We start from the raw sequence: 18,469 nt of genomic DNA, 5'->3' as shown, positions 1-18,469 counted from the left end.
CCACGTTGCTTTAGCAACGACCCGCAGGGCAAGCATCGAAGATGCGCGTAATCCTCTCTCGCCGACCAATTTGAAAAGCCTGCTTTTGAAGCAGGTTTTTTTTCGCCTATCGTTTGTGAGGATGAGAGCCTCCGCAGGAGGTTTGAGCCGAGCGCAGCGAGACCACGTTGCTTTAGCAACGGCCCGCAGGGCAAGCATCGAAGATGCGCGTAAGCCAACCCCAGCCCGCAGCTAACGATTAAAGATAAGTGGTTGGAACAGTGGGGGTTTACCACCGGGCAACCGGTGAGTATTACGGCTGAGAAGGGTTGTTTGGTTATCAGAACCGGGCTGAACGCTTAAGGAGAAGCACATGAACATCACTTTTACCGCTCAGCCGTTTCCTGAGTTAACTCTCACCGGCAATCTACTGACGGATAACGGTTTTATTGTAGATGCATCGATTAAGTTTCTGCTCAGACAACAGGCGCTGTGGGTAACCACCGTGACCGATGAACAGGAATGGCAGACACTGTGCGAGGCCAGCCAACGCCACCATGATTTGGGGGCTGACTGGGTGCGCGACGACGGCAGCCTGGTTATTGCGGGCGACTGGCTAACCCAGCTCAACATCAGCCGGGCGGAGGATGTGGATATCATACCCACGCCTAATGTGATCATTGTCAGGCGCAGAACGGCGGGGTTGAGTGCTTAAAAAAGGTAAAAAAATCCCGGCTCAGTGGCCGGGATTTCTTAATATTTAGAATGATAATTAATCTGATAAGTGTCTCCAAGTTCTATCTGAAGACATTTTGCTAACTCAGTACCTTCTTGTATGAACATACATTCATCCTCTTTCGTTAAAAAATCAGATGATGCAGGATCTTCCTCATTTAATATTGAGTCATAAATTTCGGACCAGTTATCAAGCCTTTCTTTTAATTTATCAGAAAGAGGTAAAGTTTCAGGATCAATATTTCCTACCTCTCCTGGAGAATTATTCCAAAGAGGGAATGAGTAATAGTCTGCCATCAACTTTATTATTTTCATTGTATTCTCCCGGCAGGATTCGCACCTACCACAAAACCATTACTAGATACGGTGATAGCAAGGCGATGAGTCTCACCATTTATAACAGTCTCATATATAGGCCGCCCAGTGCCTTTCCCTTGATAACCTACAACTTTCCCTTTTGACACAGCCTTTATCACAACGCTAGGAATTTGTGCCTCTGCGACACCAATATTAGCAAAGTCTTTTGCATGTTCATCAACGATATGCTGCAATCCTGCTTTCGAATTACCCTTCTCAAGGAAAATAATTTTCCCATTCACATCCTTTGCCGCACTAACAACATTTTCGGGCGTGTATTTAATGCCCTGAGCCGTCATTTCTTTAAATAATGATTTAGTGACTAAAGTATTTTTTGCTAACTGAACTAAATTTTTACCCAGTAATCCCAGCGAAGCTACTGCTACCTGATTTTCCGGGTCTGAGATAAACACCGCAAACTTCATCCAGTCCGGGCTACTTGCATCTATCTTCGCCAGATCCTGAGCATTCCAGTACTGGACATAGGCTTTAGCCTGTTCATCGGTCATCACATCAGCACCGATGTTATCCAGCCAGGCTGGACGCTGCGCCATATCTATACCGCCCTGCGCCACTTCCTTATCAATAACCACAGCTTCCAGCGGGTTATCTTTCAGCTTGTCATCGGTTTCCGCGCTCTGCTTGTCGCTGACTTGCTTCCATTTGTCGATGACAGCCTGGCAGTCACCACCGGATTTGCGACAGTCCGACAGTTCTTTATCGAAGGCCAGCGCCTGTGTGGAACTCAGCGCATTATTCTCCACCGCATTCTTCCCAGCCTGCGCACCCGCCACGGCATCGGCCGAGCTGTCTCCCGCCAACCCACCGGCAAGACCCGCCGCCAGCGTCGACAGCGCACTGATGGTCTGGCGTTGATCTTCACTCAGCTTATCCCGATCAACCCCCGGATACATCTGCTGGGCAATATACTCACCCATCACTGCACCCGATGCACCGGCCAGCGCGCCATTGCCGTTCACTTGCGAAATAACCGCACCCAATACCGCGTGGGCCATCAGATTGGCTTCGCTGTTCACCTTGCCCGTCACCGGGTCGGTGGTCATATTATGGATCACTTCAGCCAGATACGGCGCACTGGCTCCCGCCAACGCTTTCGCCATGTCGCCGCCCGCTAAGCCCTGAACCGCTGCCGTCGCGGCCTGTAATCCCTGCTGAATGGCGCTCCCCGTGCCCCATTTCTGCTGCGCTGTTTTATAACCTGCCGTTTCCGTCAGGGCTTTATCATAGGCCGCTCGCTCTTCCTTCGTCGCATCTTTACCCGGCTGCTGAACGCCGTGTTTCTCAAGCTCTGCCTTGCCAGCCTTCGTCGCCTCGATTTTCCCCTGCGTCCGCGCGATATCCATCGCCTGCGTTCCTATCTCGCCTATCAGCTGCGCTTCCTTCAGCCGGTTTTGCTCTTTCTCTTTATCAAAGATAGGGGAGAGGGTCTGGTTGGCGTGTTCCACGTCGCGGCTCAGCTCACCTACGTCTTGCTTCTGATTGTCCTTATCGCGGATTGTTATCGTGCCTTCACTCACCGCTGATTTCGTTGTTGAGCTATCGCTGCCGCTGCCGTTCACCCCAACCAGCAGGCTATTTGCCATGTTGCCCGCAAACTGCCCGCCGATGTTGCCGCCCGAGCTGATGCCCACGCTCTGGTGCTCAACCTCGTACTCGGCCCGGTTTTCGATATTGCTAAAGCCCAGCGTGCCGGTGTTGAGGCGGTTTTTGTCCGCCGCGGCCGTGCTGCCGATAACCGCGCCGTTTAGCTGGGTGTGCTCACCGACCGTAATATCAAAGCCACCCGCGCCGGCGAACAGGCCGGTCTGTTCCTGCACGCTGTCGTAGGTGCTGTGCATCTTGTCGCGGCTCAGGTTGACGCTCCCGGACCCCGTCATCGAACCGAACGTGAAGCTCCCGCCCGCGCTGGCATTCTGCTGTTTCGAGTCGTAATTGTCGCTGTCCTGCTCGCTGGTCAGAGTCAGGTTGCGACCGACGTCCATCGTCACTTGCTCGCCAGTGGCCTGAGCGCCGGTCAGCGTGGTATCACGCCCGCTGCGGATAGTCAGGTTATTCCCGGCGTTCAGCGTCGTTTCCGTATGCGTCACCCCGTTGCCCGCCTCGCTGCCCTTGCCCTTGTTGACGCTGGCCGCAGGAGAGGCTGACGCCGATGGCATTTTGGTCGGCGGCATTTTTATTTGCCCGCGTATTGGCCTGCGCTGCCTGCACGCCGCTCAGGGAAAATACTGGGTTTTTATCTCAATGTTAAAGAGCAATGCCCACAAACTCAGCAGTATAAATACAACGCTGAAAGTTCGTAACGCATTGTTTTATAATTGTGATATCCGTCATGGCAGGTTCGATTAAGTGTTTTTACTAGCCCCAAGCCCGTCGTTACACCGTCGGCTATCGCCCCAACTGCGGCAGACCCAACCCCAGCCCGCAGCTGACGATTAAAGGTAAATGGCTGGAAGAGGCGGGATTTGGGACCGGCCAGCAGGTTCGGGTGATGGTTGAACGTGGACAGTTGATCATCCGACTGGCAGAGGAGTGATCGACAGGTAAAAAAATCCCGGCTCGGTCGCCGGGATTGGCTTTATTTAAATGGGTATTGGTAGTGCTCGGGAACTTGGTAATCTTCAGGGATCTTTGGCCAATGAGATTCTTTTAAAAATGCATCTGCATCATCTTTAATGTCCTCAAAAAAACCAGATAGCCTTATAGAAAATACCCTCATGTAAACCAGTGCTGCTTGGACTGTTATTTTATCGTCTAAATCTTTTGCTTTATGTAATAACTCACTAGCAGCAGATAATTTTTCCATATCAGATAAAAATAACTTATCCAGATCAGTATCATAATTGATCATTAAATCATCGCCATCTAATGGCGTAGCGGCAATTTCCTTAGAAATTTGAATATAATTATCTTTCATTTTCTCAAAAAAAGGATTTTTAATCATTTGGGAAGCTTCCTACCTTCTTCGGCTGCTTTAGCCGTTTTAGCGGTGTTTACCTTTCCATCTAAGTTTAGAACATGAACAAAATTCCCTCTCTGATCAAAAACTTCAATGTGGTCTTTATGTTTAGCATCTAAGTAAAACTGGTCTCCTTTTCGGATATTGTCGCTAATATCATCAGATGCTTTATAAACCGTCTGTCCCTGATATAACTTGCTAGTTTTCTGTGAATTACCTTTTGTCAGACTTCCAAAACCCGGCTGCTTAAAGAACTCTCCAATATTTCCGACAGCGCCCTTATTAGGCTCGTACCCTCCAGCCAGATAAGCTAAATCATCCAGATTCTGCTCTGCAATCGGCGTTGTCGTGGTATTCCCGCCCGTATCCGCCTTACCGTCCGTATTGCCGGTATTGCTCGCACCCTGTTCACCTGACTGATCCGGTGTAACCAGCGTGGTTCCCTTATTCTGATCCTGAGCTGGGTTTTCAAGCTTACCACCAGTTGGATCTTTTTCTCCCGCTGGGAAGACAGTGATCAACCCTTGATTTCCCTTCCACTCCTCATAAGCCGTTCTCTCTGAGGGGGAAAGGTTGTCGATGAGAGTCTTATCACCCGACATCGCTGCCAACATAACATTGGTTTTCTGAGGGTCGGAAAGCTGTTCCATCGCAGAAGTGGCAACGCCTGCGCCCACTAAAGCGCCCAGCCCTATTTTAATGACGTTATCACGACAAGCAGGAATTTCTGCACAAGCCGCCGCGCCGGTACGAACGATAGCAAGGTTATTATTCGTCGCTGCGTTTTGCCCAGCCTGCGCACCCGCCACGGCATCGGCCGAACTGTCTCCGGTCAATCCGCCCGCAAGACCCGCCGCCAGCGTTGCCAGCGCACTGATGGTCTGGCGTTGATCTTCACTCAGCTTATCCCGATCAACCCCCGGATACATCTGTTGGGCAATATACTCGCCCACCACCGCACCCGATGCACCGGCCAACGCGCTGTTGCCGCTGATTTGAGCAACCACGGCACCCACCACGGCATGTGCCATCAGATTGGCTTCGGTATTGACGGTTTTACCGTCTTGACTGGTGGTCATATTATGGATCACTTCAGCCAGATATGGCGCACTCCCACCCGCAATGGCTTTCGCTACATCACCACCGGCTAAGCCCTGTATCGCCGCCGTGGCTGCGGATAAGCCTTGCTGCAATGTGCTCCCCGTGCCGTACTTCTTCATTTCCGTTTTGTACACATCCGAGTCACGTAAGGCATCCATGTAGGCAACGCGCTCTTTCTCGGTCGCGTTCTCTTTCAGCGGGCCGAGCTTCTCTTTCGCTGCTTTCAGACCGTTGATATCCCCCTGCGTCCGCGCGATATCCATTGCCTGCGTCCCTATCTCGCCTATCATCTGCGCTTCCTTCAGCCGGGTCTGCTCCTTCTCTTTATCAAAAATAGGCGAAAGCGTCTGGTTGGCGTGTTCCACGTCGCGACTCAGCTCATCGACGTTCTGCGTCTGTTTATTCGGGTCGCGAATAATGAGGCTGCCGTCTGACACCGCCGACCTGGTGGTCGAGCTATCGCTGCCGCTGCCGTTCACCCCAACCAGCAGGCTATTTGCCATGTTGCCCGCAAACTGCCCGCCGATGTTGCCGCCCGAGCTGATGCCCACGCTCTGGTGCTCAACCTCGTACTCGGCCCGGTTTTCGATATTGCCAAAGCCCAGCGTGCCGGTGTCGAGGCGGTTTTTGTCCGCCGCTGCCGTGCTGCCGATAACCGCGCCGTTAAGCTGGGTATGCTCACCGACCGTAATATCAAAGCCACCCGCGCCGGCGAACAGGCCGGTCTGCTCCTGCACGCTGTCGTAGGTGCTGTGCATCTTGTCGCGGCTCAGGTTGACGCTCCCGGACCCCGTCATCGAACCGAACGTGAAGCTCCCGCCCGCGCTGGCATTCTGCTGTTTCGAGTCGTAATTGTCGCTGTCCTGCTCGCTGGTCAGGGTCAGGTTACGACCGACGTCCATCGTCACTTGCTCGCCGGTGGCCTGAGCGCCGGTCAGCGTGGTATCACGCCCGCTGCGGATAGTCAGGTTATTCCCGGCGTTCAGCGTCGTTTCCGTGTGCGTCACCCCGTTGCCCGCCTCGCTGCCCTTGCCCTTGTTGACGCTGGCCGACACGCTGATACCCCAGCCGCCCTGGCCCGCACCAATACTCACCCCAACGCTGCCGCCTTTGCTCTCATTTTTGCCGTCAAGCACGGCAGTATTTTGGGCGGAAAGCAGGTTAACGTCCCGCCCGGCGAACAGGCTTATATCCTTGCCGGCCTGCAGCTGGCTGCCCTGCACGGTGATGTCGGTGCCGGTAGCACGGACGTGCAGATCATTGCCCGCCGTCAGCGTACTGCCCTGACTCTGACTGTTTTTCGACGTCTGGGTCGATTTGGACGACTGGCTGCCGTAGGAGAGGCTGACGCCGATGGCGTTTTGGTCGGCGGCATTTTCATTCGCCAGCGTATTGGCCTGCGCCGCCTGCACGCCGCTCAGGGCCGACTTCATCCCCTGTAGCGCCGCAAGCCGCCCGTTGCTCTCGTTGCTGGCATCGTTGGCGCTCGACACCGCACTGCTGGCCGCGCTGCCGACTGTGCCGGACAGCGCCAGCGTCAGCCCGCTGGTCTTCTGTTCCACCGTGTGCGTCTGGCTGCTCTGATTATCCGCCGCCAGAATATTAACTTCTTTGCCGGTCAGGCCGATGTTTTTCCCTGCCAGCACGTCTGACCCTTTGACCGTCAGGGCATTCCCCGCGTTCAGCGTCACGTTGCCTTGCGTACTGCCGACCGTGCTACCGGTGCTGCTCCGCGATATGCCGTCGTCAGTGATATTCCGGCTCTTAGTGCCGTAACTGAACCCGATACCGCCGGTTCCGGAGAAGCCCGTTTTTTTATGCTGGCTGGCATAGTAGGAATCTGACGTGTTTTCCGCCGTGCCCACCGTGATGTTATTCCCCGCCGTCAGGGAGACGTCATCGCTGGCGACAATGTTGCTGCCCATCACGTTGATATCCCGGCCACTTTGCACCACCACTTCCTGCCCGCTCAGCAGGCTGCCGTTGGCCGTGCTGCTGTACTCTTCGCGTTGGTAAGCACTCTGGCTGCTGCTCAGGAACCCTTTGGTGCTGCTGCTGCCCTGCTGCGACAGGTGCTGCTCATCCTGACTGGCCTGAATCGACACGTCGCCGGATGCCTTCAGCCCGATGGTCCCCTGCTCGCTTTGTATCGTGCTGCCCTGCACCGTCAGGTCGCCCTCGCGCGCAATCACCGTGACGCCTTCTTGGGCGCTGAACAGGCTGCCTTGCGAGAGATCACTGCCGCTTTCGGTCTGCCGCTGGCTCTTTGTCTTACCGACTTTGCCGTGTTCGCTGTCGCTTTCTTCCAACTGCTGGCGCGCTTCTTTGATGGTCACTTGCTGGGCGCTAAGGCCGATGCCGCCGGACGTGCTCTCCACGCTGGCCCCTTCAGCCAGGAAGTTGCCTCCGGCCAGGATTGTGACGCCGCCATTGCCGCCAAGAGTGCTGGTGTGGAGCGTCTCAGCCTGCCTGTCGTTACTGACCGTCGACGTGCGGCTGTTAGCGTCCAGATGGGTACTGTTAGTGGTGGTGTCGGCCAGCAGGGAGACGTTGCCCTCGGCCTGCACCTGGGTTTTACCACCGGCTGAAGCCTGACTGCCCTGCAGGGTAATATCCTGCCCGGCCTTGAGGTTGAGGTTGCCTCCCGCCGTCAGGCTGCTGCCGAGCGCCTGCTGCCATTCGCCGCTGACCTGCGCCAGACGATCCCCGGCTTCTTCCATTCCTTCACGCTTGCGGTTGCCCATGGAACCGGATATCACGCTGACATCTGCCGTGTTGGTGCTGCGGGCCGTGCCGATGTTGATACTGTTGCTGGCACTCAGGCTGAGGTTATCGCTGGCGCTGAGTTTTGCGCCCTGCAGGCTGATGTCACTGCCGCTCAGGCTGATGTCACGCGCACTCATGCTGGCCTGACGCAGCGCGTCTTGCAGGTTAGTGCTGAGGGTGATGCTGTCGGCCTGCACGTTGATGGTATCGGCGCGGATATCACCGCCCGTTTGCAAGAACTGGCCGGTATCAATGCTCAGGGCTTTATCGGCAAACAGGTTACCCGCATTGTTGAGGCTGCCGGTGGAGAGCTGAAGGTTGCCCCCCGCGATCACCGCGCCGTCGCCGGTCAGGCGTATCGTGCTGTTGGCCAGATAGACTTTTGGCACCCAGACGGTCTGCGGCCCGTTGGCGGTGTCAACGGTTTCGCTCACCAGCCAGACGATATCCTGCTGTAAAGCGGCAATCTGTGACGGCGTGAGAGCCACGCCCGGCAGCAGATGGAAGTCGGCGGCCACCTTAATGCCGTTATTCATCAAGCCCTGATATTGCGCCATCGGATTGTCACCTTTCACTGACGGACGCCCGGTCAGCATTAGCAACTGCTCACGCACCACGCGCTGCTCGTAATAGCCATCGCCCAGGCGCTTGTGCACCTGGCTCGGGTCATAACCTACCTGTTGCAGCAGATAGTCACTGCTGATGAATTTGCTCTTGTCGGTAAAGCGTGGATCGGTCACCACCAGATAGGGGCTGGCTGGCGCAGTTTGCTGGCGGAACAGGCCATTGTTGGGAATGGTTGTTGCTACGTTGGCCAGATGCTGCTTGTCGGTCAGCGCCAGTTCAGCAGGCGTCAGAGGCCCGGTGCCTTGCGCCAGACCGGTATCACCCGGCTGCCAGTCGCCTACGGCGATATCCACGCCGAGCGGGTTACGCTCCCACTCGGCACGCTCGGCGGCAGCCGCTTTTTGCGCCGCTTCCACACTGCTGATTTGCGCCTGATTGACGGTGGTATTTTCAAGATGCGCGCCACCGATAGTCACGTTGCCATATCCGCTGATCACACCGTCAATGGTGGTCAGTGCGGTGGTTTGATCCAGTCTGTTCGTCGGATACCAGTGTCCTTCGGCACGATCATAGTGATCGAAAATCACCTCTTGTCGCCGCTCATTGACTGAATAACCCCGGTTAATAATGTTAGCGGTGCCGTCAATCGTCAGGTTGCCGTTGGAACTGATGGTGCTGGCGTCGTTAAGCAATTGCTCCGCAATATGCAAAACCATATTGCCACCGGACAACAGGTACGCACCGACGCCGGCAGACACCAGTTTGTCCGTCGTCACCGTGCCGGTCACCGTGCGTTCACGCAGGTTGTTATAGTCACTCACCAACGGTGCGTTGGCAATATCAAGGAATCGTTCTGGATCCCACACCACAGCCTGCCCGATATCATGTTCGCGGCGGAAGGAGTTTTGATAAGGGGTTGGGATAACGTCCTGGTTCCAGCCGCGCACGTCGTAAAACGTCATAGCATAGCTGCCATCGGCATTGGGGATCAGGGCGAGATAGTTGACCCACAGACTGACGAGTTGTCCGGTATTATCTTTCACGCGTACTTCCGCCCGCTTACCGGCGGCGTCGATGTTCAGTAATGTGCCATACGGGTTACTTTCAGCCGCCGCGTCATCGCGGAACGTCAGCTGCTGGGTGGTCGGCGCCATGGTGCTGACATCGGTATTCACATCCTCACCAAACGAGCGCCAGTAGTAGTTGTAGCGGTGCCATTTGTAGTCACTGGTTTCTGCATCGCGCGTAATGTCCAGCCCTTCACGCAGGTTATCAAAACGACGGGCCGTCAGGGTGAGATCCCCCTCTGCTTCAATATGACTGGCCAGGTTCTCAATCAGGTTTCCGCTGGAGAGTTGTAAGGTCCCGCCGCTGTAAATCAGCGCGCCATCGCGGTTGGTGAGCCGTTCGCCGGTCATCAGGCTGATATTTTGCGTCGCAGCGATCAGCGCTTCGCGACCGTGGTTGTCAATGATCCGGCTGTTGACGGTCAGGTTATCGGCCATCAACGTGGTTTGATTATCCAGGTTATCGCTGTCGATAGTCAGGGTATCGGCTTCGATACGCCCCTGATTAAGCAGCGTTCCCGTCGTCAGATGCAGCGTATTGCCGACCAGACTTGCCAGGTTGTTCAGTTGGGTGCTGTAGAGAGTGAGATCGCCCGGCAGCAGCCAGTCCGCCAGATTCGTCAGCACGCCCGCCACACGCAGAGTGACGGCGGTGTTACTGTTGAGCGTGTCCCCGGTTCGGTGGGTGTAATCCTGATCGACCGTCAGTTGCAAGGCCTGTTGGCTGAGTAACGTTCCGCCAAGGTTATCGAACGTCCGGGCGGCGAGCGTTAACGCTCCGCCACTTTGGATATTGCCGCCCTGATTGAATACGTCCAGTGCCGGAGCGGTTCCGCCGCTGATGCTCAGGTTATTATTGGATAAAATCGCACCCTGGCGGTTATCCAGCCAGTCCAGCTGTGACAAGGTTAAGGTGCCCGTGCTCTGCACCCGACCGGCGGTGTTATCCAGAGCGCTGGCGCTCAGGTCGGTCTGCGTCGTGCCGATCAGCAGGCCGCCGTCCCGGTTATTTAATTGCCCGGTATATAGCGTCAATGCGTCCTGACTGCTGATGATCCCCTGATGACTGTTATCGAGGTTATGGCTGTTGATATTCAGCGCCTGAGTGGCCACCAGCTGCCCAGCCTGATTATCGATGCCGTTGCCATCCAGTGAGAGCATGCCACCGCTGTGGACTTTACCCTGCAGATTATTGAGCGAGACGAAATGGTAATCCCCCGCACCCTGGCTAATCAGCGTACCGGTGTGGTTATCTAACTGGTTGGCCGTCAGCGACAGGCTTCCTAAACTGCTTACCACACCCTGCGCATTCAGCAGTTGAGCGGCTGAAAGTTGTAAGGCCTGATTGGCGCGCAATGTGCCTTGCGTGTTATCCACCAGGCCGGAAACCTGCAGGCTGAGCTGCTGCTGGCTGTCAATCACCCCTTGTGCATTTAGCAACTGAGCGGCACTGAATTGCATCCCTTCGCCACTTTGCAGTTTGCCCAGGCGATTATCCAGCGCCTCGCTAAGGGTGAGTTGCAGCTGTTTCTGGCTGTAAAGCAGACCACTTTGCTGGTTATCAATCCCCTGAGCCTGAATGCGCAGTTGTTCTCCTGCCAGCAGTTGGCCGTTCGCATTATGTAACACGCCAGCCGCGGTGCCATCGGTCTGCCCCTGTAACCACAGGCGCGCCTGTGCACTGATTTTACCGCCCTGATTGTAGACGTCCTGCACCGTGCGTAGCACCAGACTGGCCGCTGATTGCAGCGTTCCCTGCTGGTTATTCAGATGGTTCACCATCAGCTCAGCATCCTGCTGGCTGACGATTTCACCCCCGGCGTTCTCAACACTCTGGCTGATGGCGGTCAGTGTTCCCAGGCTGCCTATCCATCCCTGACCGTTAAAAATATTCTGTGCCTGCAAGTGTTGAGAGTGCTGGCTGATGATGTAGCCATTGCGGTTATCCAGTGCGCGGGTGAACTGCATATCCAGAGAACCCAGTGACTGAATTTCCCCCTGTGCATTGATCAGGCTAAGTGCACGCAAGGTGCTGCTGCTACCGCTGGCCAGCTTTCCACCCTGATTATCCCACGTACCATCAAGGTTCAGGGTGAGCGCCTGCTGGCTCTGTATCAGCCCTTGTTGACGGTTGTTCAACTGACCGCCGCGCAGCGACATCGCGCCACCGCTTAACAGAGTGCCCGCATCATTATTGAACAGACTGAGTGCGCCACCTTGCCAATAGAGATTCTGCTGCGCCGTCAGGGTACCCGCCTGATTATTAACATTATCAGAGGTATTGAGTGTGAGTTCGCCGCCTGACTGTAGCTTGCCTGCCGCGTTGTCCAGAGTAGCTGCCACGACGCTGGCCTGTTTCCCGCCTACCACGGTGCCGTTGCGGTTATCCAAACTCCCTGCGGTGCTGATATCCAGTGCATCACCGGCCTCTATCAGACCTTGTTGGTTATCGATGGATTGGCGGGTATCCAGCTGTAATCGCTCCTGACTGACCAATAACCCCTGCGCATTATTCAGACCTTGCGTAGTGAGTTGAAGGTTCTGACCACGGATCTCTCCGGTCTGGTTGTTGAGTGCGCCCTGAACATTCAGTGACAGATTGCCACCGGACAGCAGCTTGCCCTGGCTATTGTTGACCTCGTGCTGTGCCATCACTGAAAGAGAGGATTGGCTTTGCAACGTACCGCCCTGGTTATCTAACGTGCCGGTATCCAGTTGCAGGCCGCCGTTGGTGCCGATTAATCCGAACGGGTTGGTCAGTAAGCCACTCACGCGCCAGTGCTGCGCCGTGCCATCTAATGCCACCAGGCGGCCGCGTAGATTATTTAAGGTAGAAGCGTTAAAGCTGAGTTGTTGTACTTCGATGCTGCCGTCGCTGTTATCCAGCCCGCCCGTCAGATTGAAACGGCTTTCACCGGCGCCCACCTGTGACCAGACACCGGCCTGATTGAACAGGCTATCGGCGTTGATTTTCCAGACCCCGGCGCGAATTTGGGCCTGTTGGGTGTCCAGATTACCCTGGCTGTTGACGATAAATTGTTGGCTGTCCACCTGCGCCTGTTGCAGGGTCACACCGCCGCTCTGCGCAGTCAGCACCGCTTGCTCAGCCGCCAACTGGCTCTGGCTTAAATCTACCCGACGACCCGTTACGCTGACCTTATTCTGGCTCAACAGGCTGCCGCTGGCACGAATATCCCCCTGCGTGTTGAGGGTTAAATCAGCCGGGCGGAGCAGGGTACTGTTCACATTGCTACCTGCCAAAAGATGCCCGCGACTCTCGATATCTTGCGCAGCCTCAAGCCGGACATTGCGGGCTGCGGCCAGGGTGCCGGACTGTGTGATCCCGCCCTGACGGCTTTGCACGGTAAGCTCGCCACCGCTATAAAGTTTGCCATGGTGTTCAACGCTGTCTCTGGCCGTTAAGGTAATGTCTCCGCCGGCCTGTGTGTTGGGTTCCGTGGCCGTCGTTTGCCAAACCAGCTTCCCTTCGCTGCTCACGGTCATGGTTTTATCTGCCTGAAGCTGGCCCCCCTGATTGCGGACACCGACCCCCGCTTCCGTGCCGATCATTCGGATAGAGCCGCTGTACATACCGCCCATTTGGCCCATATCAATGGCCACTTCAGGTGTGCTATCACCACCGGCGAGGGCGGTGATAGTTTTGCCATCGGCACTGATCTGGTTGCGGCCGGCGACCACGGATACTGCCTCTTTGGCCCAGATACCGCTGTTTACTTCCACCGCGCGGGCCAGAATATCGACATACTCAGTATCATGACGTGAGTCACCATTCAGCCCGCCGCCTTCAATTCTGATAAGTCCGCGCTCGACCTGATATCCCGCCAGACTGCCGTCGGCATTGAGCTGTGGTTTACCGGTGGTGAGCGTCATGCGACCTGCATTGATGGTGCCACAGCCGTCGCACAGAATGCCGGATGGGTTGGCGACAATGACCTGAGCTTTGCCGCCAGCCACTTCGAGGAAACCGCGTAATTGGCTGGGATTGTTGCTGTTGACTTCATTGATGATGACGTTAGCCGGGGCGGCATTTGGATTGAGTTTTGCGTTTCCCTGAATGACACCGGCTAACTGCGTGGAGGTCATCACCGCCGAGTTATTGAGGATTGCCCCTTGCTGGCTAACATCAAACTGCTGGTACTGGTTGTGCGAAATACCGGCCTGATTGGGTGCGTTGATATTGACCTGTTGCAGCCCATTTTGGGTGCTGATCACTTCCGGACGCTGGGCGGGTGCGAGCTGGCCGTCGGCAATAATGCCGTTGGCTATCGCGGGCCCGGCAAATAAAGCCAGCCCAATGAGCCACATTGAACGACGTAGTGTCACCCACAGCCGCGTCGGACCGCCGGTTGTGCGGCTTTGTCCTGGCATAGTGCTACCACTGCGGGCCAGTTCAGAGACCACTCTTAATTCACCCTGAGAGCGGCTAAAGATAATGCGGTAGCAATGTTTGTTCATGAATAACGTCCGTGTTAGAAGTTGATCCCTTTAGCCCAAAGGGCTGCCTGTTCTCTTTTGCATTTACCGCTAGATTTGCAGATTGATGCTAAAACCGGTAGTGACGCCAGAGGTATGGAAATTTTCCGGCTTGTAGAGCGGGACGCCAGCAAACAAGTCATAGCTCAGGCGCTGCCATAATGCCCCGCGCAGACCTATTGCGTTGCCTGCTAGTTGCTTCCCTACCAGATAACGGGTTCCCGGCCCTTCTACGCGACCATAGTCGGCTGCCCAGTAGAGTTCATGACCACGTGCAAACATATTCCAGGCCAGTTCGTTACGCCAGATCAGACCCTTTTCACCGGATAAACTCTGTTCACCATCAAAACCTCGTACGGTGTAGCGCCCGCCCATCGCCAGGCGATCTTGTGGGGTGAGCGGCTTATTGCTCCACTGTCCGCGCAGGCTGGTGTTATAGCGCCAGTCTTGGTTGAACCCTGGGAAAGGCACGTTCAGGCTGATATCTCCCATCAACATACTGGGGCGAGATGTGCCACCGTTATAGGCCTCTTCGGGTGCAGGCATGGCCCCAAATGCTCCGGTTCCCCGGCGCCAGTTAAGGTTGGCATCCAGTGTGTTATTACCCAGATAGCTGTGTTGATTAAGCCCCAGTTCCCAGCCAGCCGTGCGGCGCTGCTGCTGTTCAATCTCAATCCCATTGACTGCATTAGTTGAGTGGCGGCGATAGGCGCGAATATTGAGGGTGGTTTTGTGTGCCTGATTACGAAACAACAAGCGGGAAACGGTGAATTGTGCATTTTCGCTTTTGCCGCTGTAAGTGAGGGTCTCGTTGGCATTAGCGATATTCTGATGATAATTATAGTCGTTGTAATTGGCTGAAAAACCCCAGTAACCGACGGGAATGCTGTAGTTAACGGTATTCGAGCGGCTGTCATAGGGCCCATCGCGAAAGAGGCTTCTGCCCAGGTTGGCATAGAAAAGATCGTTCTGAGCAAAAGGCGCATTAATGGCCAGGGTGGTTGACCCCTGATATTTGCCAGTGCTGTCGGCCCCACTATCATCTAACCCGAGGCTGAGATGAATGGGGCGGCTCTCTTTCCAGGCGATCAGCAGATCGCTGGTTGCCTCTTGCTGACCGGGCACAATTTTGATGTCGGCATCAACGTTAGAGACGCGTTTAAAGTTCTCCAGTGCTTGTTCGATATCGCGCAGATTAAGAATGTCTCCTGATTTGGCAGGAAGGGCATTCCACAATCTTGCGCGGTAAGAGACAGAGTCGACAAAACGGATCTGCTCTATGCGGCCGGGCTGCATTATCAAGGTAAAAATCCCTTGGGTGAGATCCTGCTCCTGTGCCATGACGCGCGTGGTGACATAGCCTTTTTCCAGAATGGCATTCTGGACTTTATTGATGGTCAGCAGGATCCCTTGTGAGCCCAGACAACGACCTTTTGCCTCTTTCACCGCGTCGAGCGCCCATTGGAAACGGCTGGCTGAATCACCGGTTAATGTAAAGGTATTGATCGTAAAGCATGGGGATTCATTAGCGGGGTAATCAGGCAACGAGATGCCGGGTCGCGCGATCCGAATATCGTTTTGCGGGGTATTCTGTTGCTGTAAGGCCCGCTCACGCTCCTGCTGCCGGATTTGCTCCTGGGCATCAATGGTCGCCGCGCTCTGCGACAAAGACGACACAAGCATATTGGCTAAAACGGGGGCCATAGGTTGTATGGCAAAGCAGAAGAGGCTGGTCTTGAAACACAGCGCCAGACAGTGGTCGTTATTACGGTTCATCCCTGTAACCTTTAGTAAATTCAAATCAGTATAAAATAGTCAATACCCATCAGCACTGCGTGCGTGGAGGGGTATTGATGACGAGACAAATCCATTGCCGTCATCAAACAGCCCTTGTCAGAGAGGCATCAAAATGATGCTTTTTATCTTACTGGGCAAAAAGTGCTCGTTTCGGATAATACTTGATAGAAAGGAATATTGGCAATGACCTGCGACAACGAGGGTTTAAGAAGGCTGAACTTGCATGACGCGTGGGCCCTTATGGGGTGGCGATCGCGCTTATGCATCATGGTGGTGCGAGAGCCCTATTTTAGCGCGCTTATACACCTCAAAAAGGCCAAAACGGTAGCCCTTGCATGATCCATTTCGGTTGACTCTCCAGCATTTTCCGCTGCTTTTGACCCTGTTATGAGAAATAACCGTTTATATATTCATCATTTTGCAATTAATTTTTGTGGATTTTAAATGAGCAAATTATCTGAAAGTAACCCATAACAAAGCTGAATGTGTTGACTTAGTCTCTATAAGCTGAACATTCATGCTGCAGTTGTTAAAGATAGTGTTTTTTTATGTTTGTTTGCTGTTACTCACAGTCTTTGTAAATGCCTGTTGGTTATATTGACGTCATCCTTCAGAGTTGCCAAATTGATAGCCCGAAGTCAGACCAGAAGATTTTTCGGATGATTACCCGTAACGATAAATTTACGGAATTCACCTGAAAAAAGCGCTTCCGAGGCGTTCCTCCCTTTTCTGAGAAAACTTTCCGCAGCGAATTGGGCAACACAGCTACCCGTCAATAAAAACTAAAGGGTGGCGTGAGCTGCAAACACCACACACACATCCACATCACCATTAATAAATGGAGCAAAAGCGATGACAATTTCCTTGAGCAAAGCGGGGATACTGAAATTCGGTATTGGCCTGATTGCGCTGACCGTGGCGGCCAGCGTGCAGGCAAAGACGTTAGTTTATTGTTCTGAAGGCTCTCCTGAAGGCTTCAACCCGCAGTTATTCACTTCGGGTACCACTTACGACGCCAGCTCCGTGCCAATTTATAACCGTCTGGTTGAGTTCAAAATCGGTACCACTGAACTGGTGCCAGGTCTGGCTGAAAAGTGGGACATCTCTGCTGACGGCAAAACCTATACCTTCCATCTGCGCAAAGGTGTGAAATGGCAGGATAGCAAAGACTTCAAACCGACCCGTGATTTCAACGCCGATGACGTGGTGTACTCGTTTGAGCGCCAGTTAGACAAAAACAACCCATACCACGGTGTTTCTGGCGGCAGCTACGAATACTTCGAAGGCATGGGCATGGGCGACTTGATTAGCAAGATCGTCAAAGTTGATGACAATACCGTTCAGTTCGTCCTGAACCGCCCGGAAGCCCCATTCCTTGCCGACCTTGGTATGGATTTTGCCTCAATCCTCTCGGGTGAGTACGCGGCCAACATGCTGAAAGCGGGCACGCCGGAGAAAGTGGATTTAAATCCAATCGGTACAGGTCCATTCCAGCTGCTGCAATATCAGAAAGACTCGCGCATTCTGTACAAAGCGTTCACGGGCTATTGGGGCACCAAGCCGAAAATCGACCGTTTAGTTTTCTCCATCACGCCTGACGCGTCTATCCGTTATGCGAAATTGCAGAAAAATGAGTGTCAGGTGATGCCTTACCCGAACCCGGCTGACATTGCAGCAATGAAGAAAGACAAAACCATCAACCTGATGCAACAGCCAGGTCTGAACGTGGGTTATCTGTCCTTCAACGTTGAGAAGAAACCGCTGGATGAAGTGAAAGTGCGTCAGGCACTGACTATGGCTGTGAACAAACAGGCCATCATCGAAGCGGTTTATCAGGGTGCTGGCCAGTCGGCTAAAAACCTGATCCCACCTACCATGTGGGGCTACAATAAAGACGTGGTGGATTACCCGTATGATCCGGCCAAAGCTAAAGAATTGCTGAAAGAAGCCGGTCATGCCGATGGTTTCACTATCGATCTGTGGGCAATGCCAGTTCAGCGTCCGTACAACCCGAACGCACGTCGCATGGCTGAGATGATTCAGTCTGACTGGGCGAAAATCGGCGTTAAAGCCAACATCGTGACCTACGAGTGGGGCGAGTACCTGAAACGTGCCAAAGCCGGTGAGCATCAGTCTGTCATGATGGGCTGGACCGGGGACAATGGGGATCCGGACAACTTCTTCGCCACCCTGTTCAGCTGTGCGGCGGCAAAAGATGGCTCTAACTATTCACGCTGGTGCTACAAGCCGTTTGAAGATCTGATTCAGCCAGCCCGTGCCGAATCCGATCACGCCAAACGTGCTGCGCTGTACCAACAAGCTCAGGTAGTGATGCATGACCAGGCACCTGCGCTGATCATCGCTCACTCCACCGTGTATGAGCCAGTGCGTAAAGAAGTTAAAGGCTATGTCGTCGACCCGCTAGGCAAACATCACTTCGAAAACGTCAGCATGGAGTGATCGACTACTGAGCGCACAGGGAGCTGTGTTGTGCGGTGCTCGCAATTTTCGCCTGCCTGATGGTATGCCTCAATTGCTGCGCTCCTCCGCCTTGCTCGCTGAGCGCTCACTACGTCTTTTAGTTCAGCGGTATATAGTTTTGTGAGCTATCAATAAGCCCGGCGAGCTA

6 protein-coding genes, 1 other RNA gene and 3 pseudogenes are annotated in these 18,469 nt (G+C 54.4%); 5 read left to right on the top strand and 5 right to left on the bottom strand.

The window, feature by feature from the left end; genetic code table 11:
- Positions 1-101 precede the first annotated feature (101 nt).
- The 3 genes and pseudogenes from ACMV8I_RS20465 (at position 102) to ACMV8I_RS20455 (ending at position 694) form a co-directional block, all read left to right on the top strand.
- Positions 102-230: non-coding RNA, RtT sRNA (locus ACMV8I_RS20465), on the top strand.
- Position 231: 1 nt separating this feature from the next.
- Positions 232-342 (top strand): annotated as a pseudogene (locus tag ACMV8I_RS20460) (SymE family type I addiction module toxin); the annotation flags it as partial.
- A gap of 10 nt (positions 343-352) precedes the next feature.
- Positions 353-694, top strand: a complete 342-nt coding sequence (locus ACMV8I_RS20455) for a hypothetical protein (RefSeq protein ID WP_498867023.1) — start codon at positions 353-355, stop codon at positions 692-694.
- A gap of 38 nt (positions 695-732) precedes the next feature.
- Here the strand turns inward: ACMV8I_RS20455 and ACMV8I_RS20450 are convergent, their stop codons facing one another.
- Positions 733-1,029, bottom strand: coding sequence for an immunity protein CdiI family protein (locus ACMV8I_RS20450; protein WP_498867022.1), 297 nt, complete (start codon positions 1,027-1,029; stop codon positions 733-735).
- Positions 1,026-3,230 (bottom strand): annotated as a pseudogene (locus ACMV8I_RS20445) (VENN motif pre-toxin domain-containing protein); the annotation flags it as partial. The gene ACMV8I_RS20450 and the pseudogene ACMV8I_RS20445, both read right to left, overlap by 4 nt.
- A gap of 221 nt (positions 3,231-3,451) precedes the next feature.
- On the opposite strand from ACMV8I_RS20445, the pseudogene ACMV8I_RS20440 reads away from it, so the two are divergent.
- Positions 3,452-3,625, top strand: a pseudogene (locus ACMV8I_RS20440) (SymE family type I addiction module toxin); the annotation flags it as partial.
- Between the two features lie 42 nt (positions 3,626-3,667).
- Here the strand turns inward: ACMV8I_RS20440 and ACMV8I_RS20435 are convergent.
- The 3 genes from ACMV8I_RS20435 to ACMV8I_RS20425 all read right to left on the bottom strand — a co-directional run bounded on the left by ACMV8I_RS20435 (position 3,668) and on the right by ACMV8I_RS20425 (position 15,747).
- The gene (locus tag ACMV8I_RS20435) at positions 3,668-4,033 is read right to left on the bottom strand and encodes a hypothetical protein (RefSeq protein ID WP_498867021.1); all 366 of its coding nucleotides are present in this window, start codon (positions 4,031-4,033) and stop codon (positions 3,668-3,670) included.
- Entirely contained in the window at positions 4,030-14,025 is a 9,996-nt protein-coding gene (locus ACMV8I_RS20430) for a hemagglutinin repeat-containing protein (RefSeq protein WP_498867020.1), read from the bottom strand. Before ACMV8I_RS20430 ends, ACMV8I_RS20435 begins: the two co-directional genes overlap by 4 nt.
- Before the next feature lie 69 nt (positions 14,026-14,094).
- The gene (locus tag ACMV8I_RS20425) at positions 14,095-15,747 is read right to left on the bottom strand and encodes a ShlB/FhaC/HecB family hemolysin secretion/activation protein (RefSeq protein ID WP_498867024.1); all 1,653 of its coding nucleotides are present in this window, start codon (positions 15,745-15,747) and stop codon (positions 14,095-14,097) included.
- A gap of 945 nt (positions 15,748-16,692) precedes the next feature.
- On the opposite strand from ACMV8I_RS20425, the gene dppA reads away from it, so the two are divergent.
- Positions 16,693-18,300, top strand: a complete 1,608-nt coding sequence (gene dppA, locus ACMV8I_RS20420) for a dipeptide ABC transporter periplasmic-binding protein DppA (protein WP_498867019.1) — start codon at positions 16,693-16,695, stop codon at positions 18,298-18,300.
- Positions 18,301-18,469: the final 169 nt, after the last annotated feature.

The sequence above is a fragment of the Ewingella sp. S1.OA.A_B6 genome, from assembly GCF_049889095.1.
In the GTDB taxonomy this organism is placed as follows: domain Bacteria; phylum Pseudomonadota; class Gammaproteobacteria; order Enterobacterales; family Enterobacteriaceae; genus Ewingella.
This window is presented reverse-complemented; position numbering and strand designations above follow the sequence as displayed.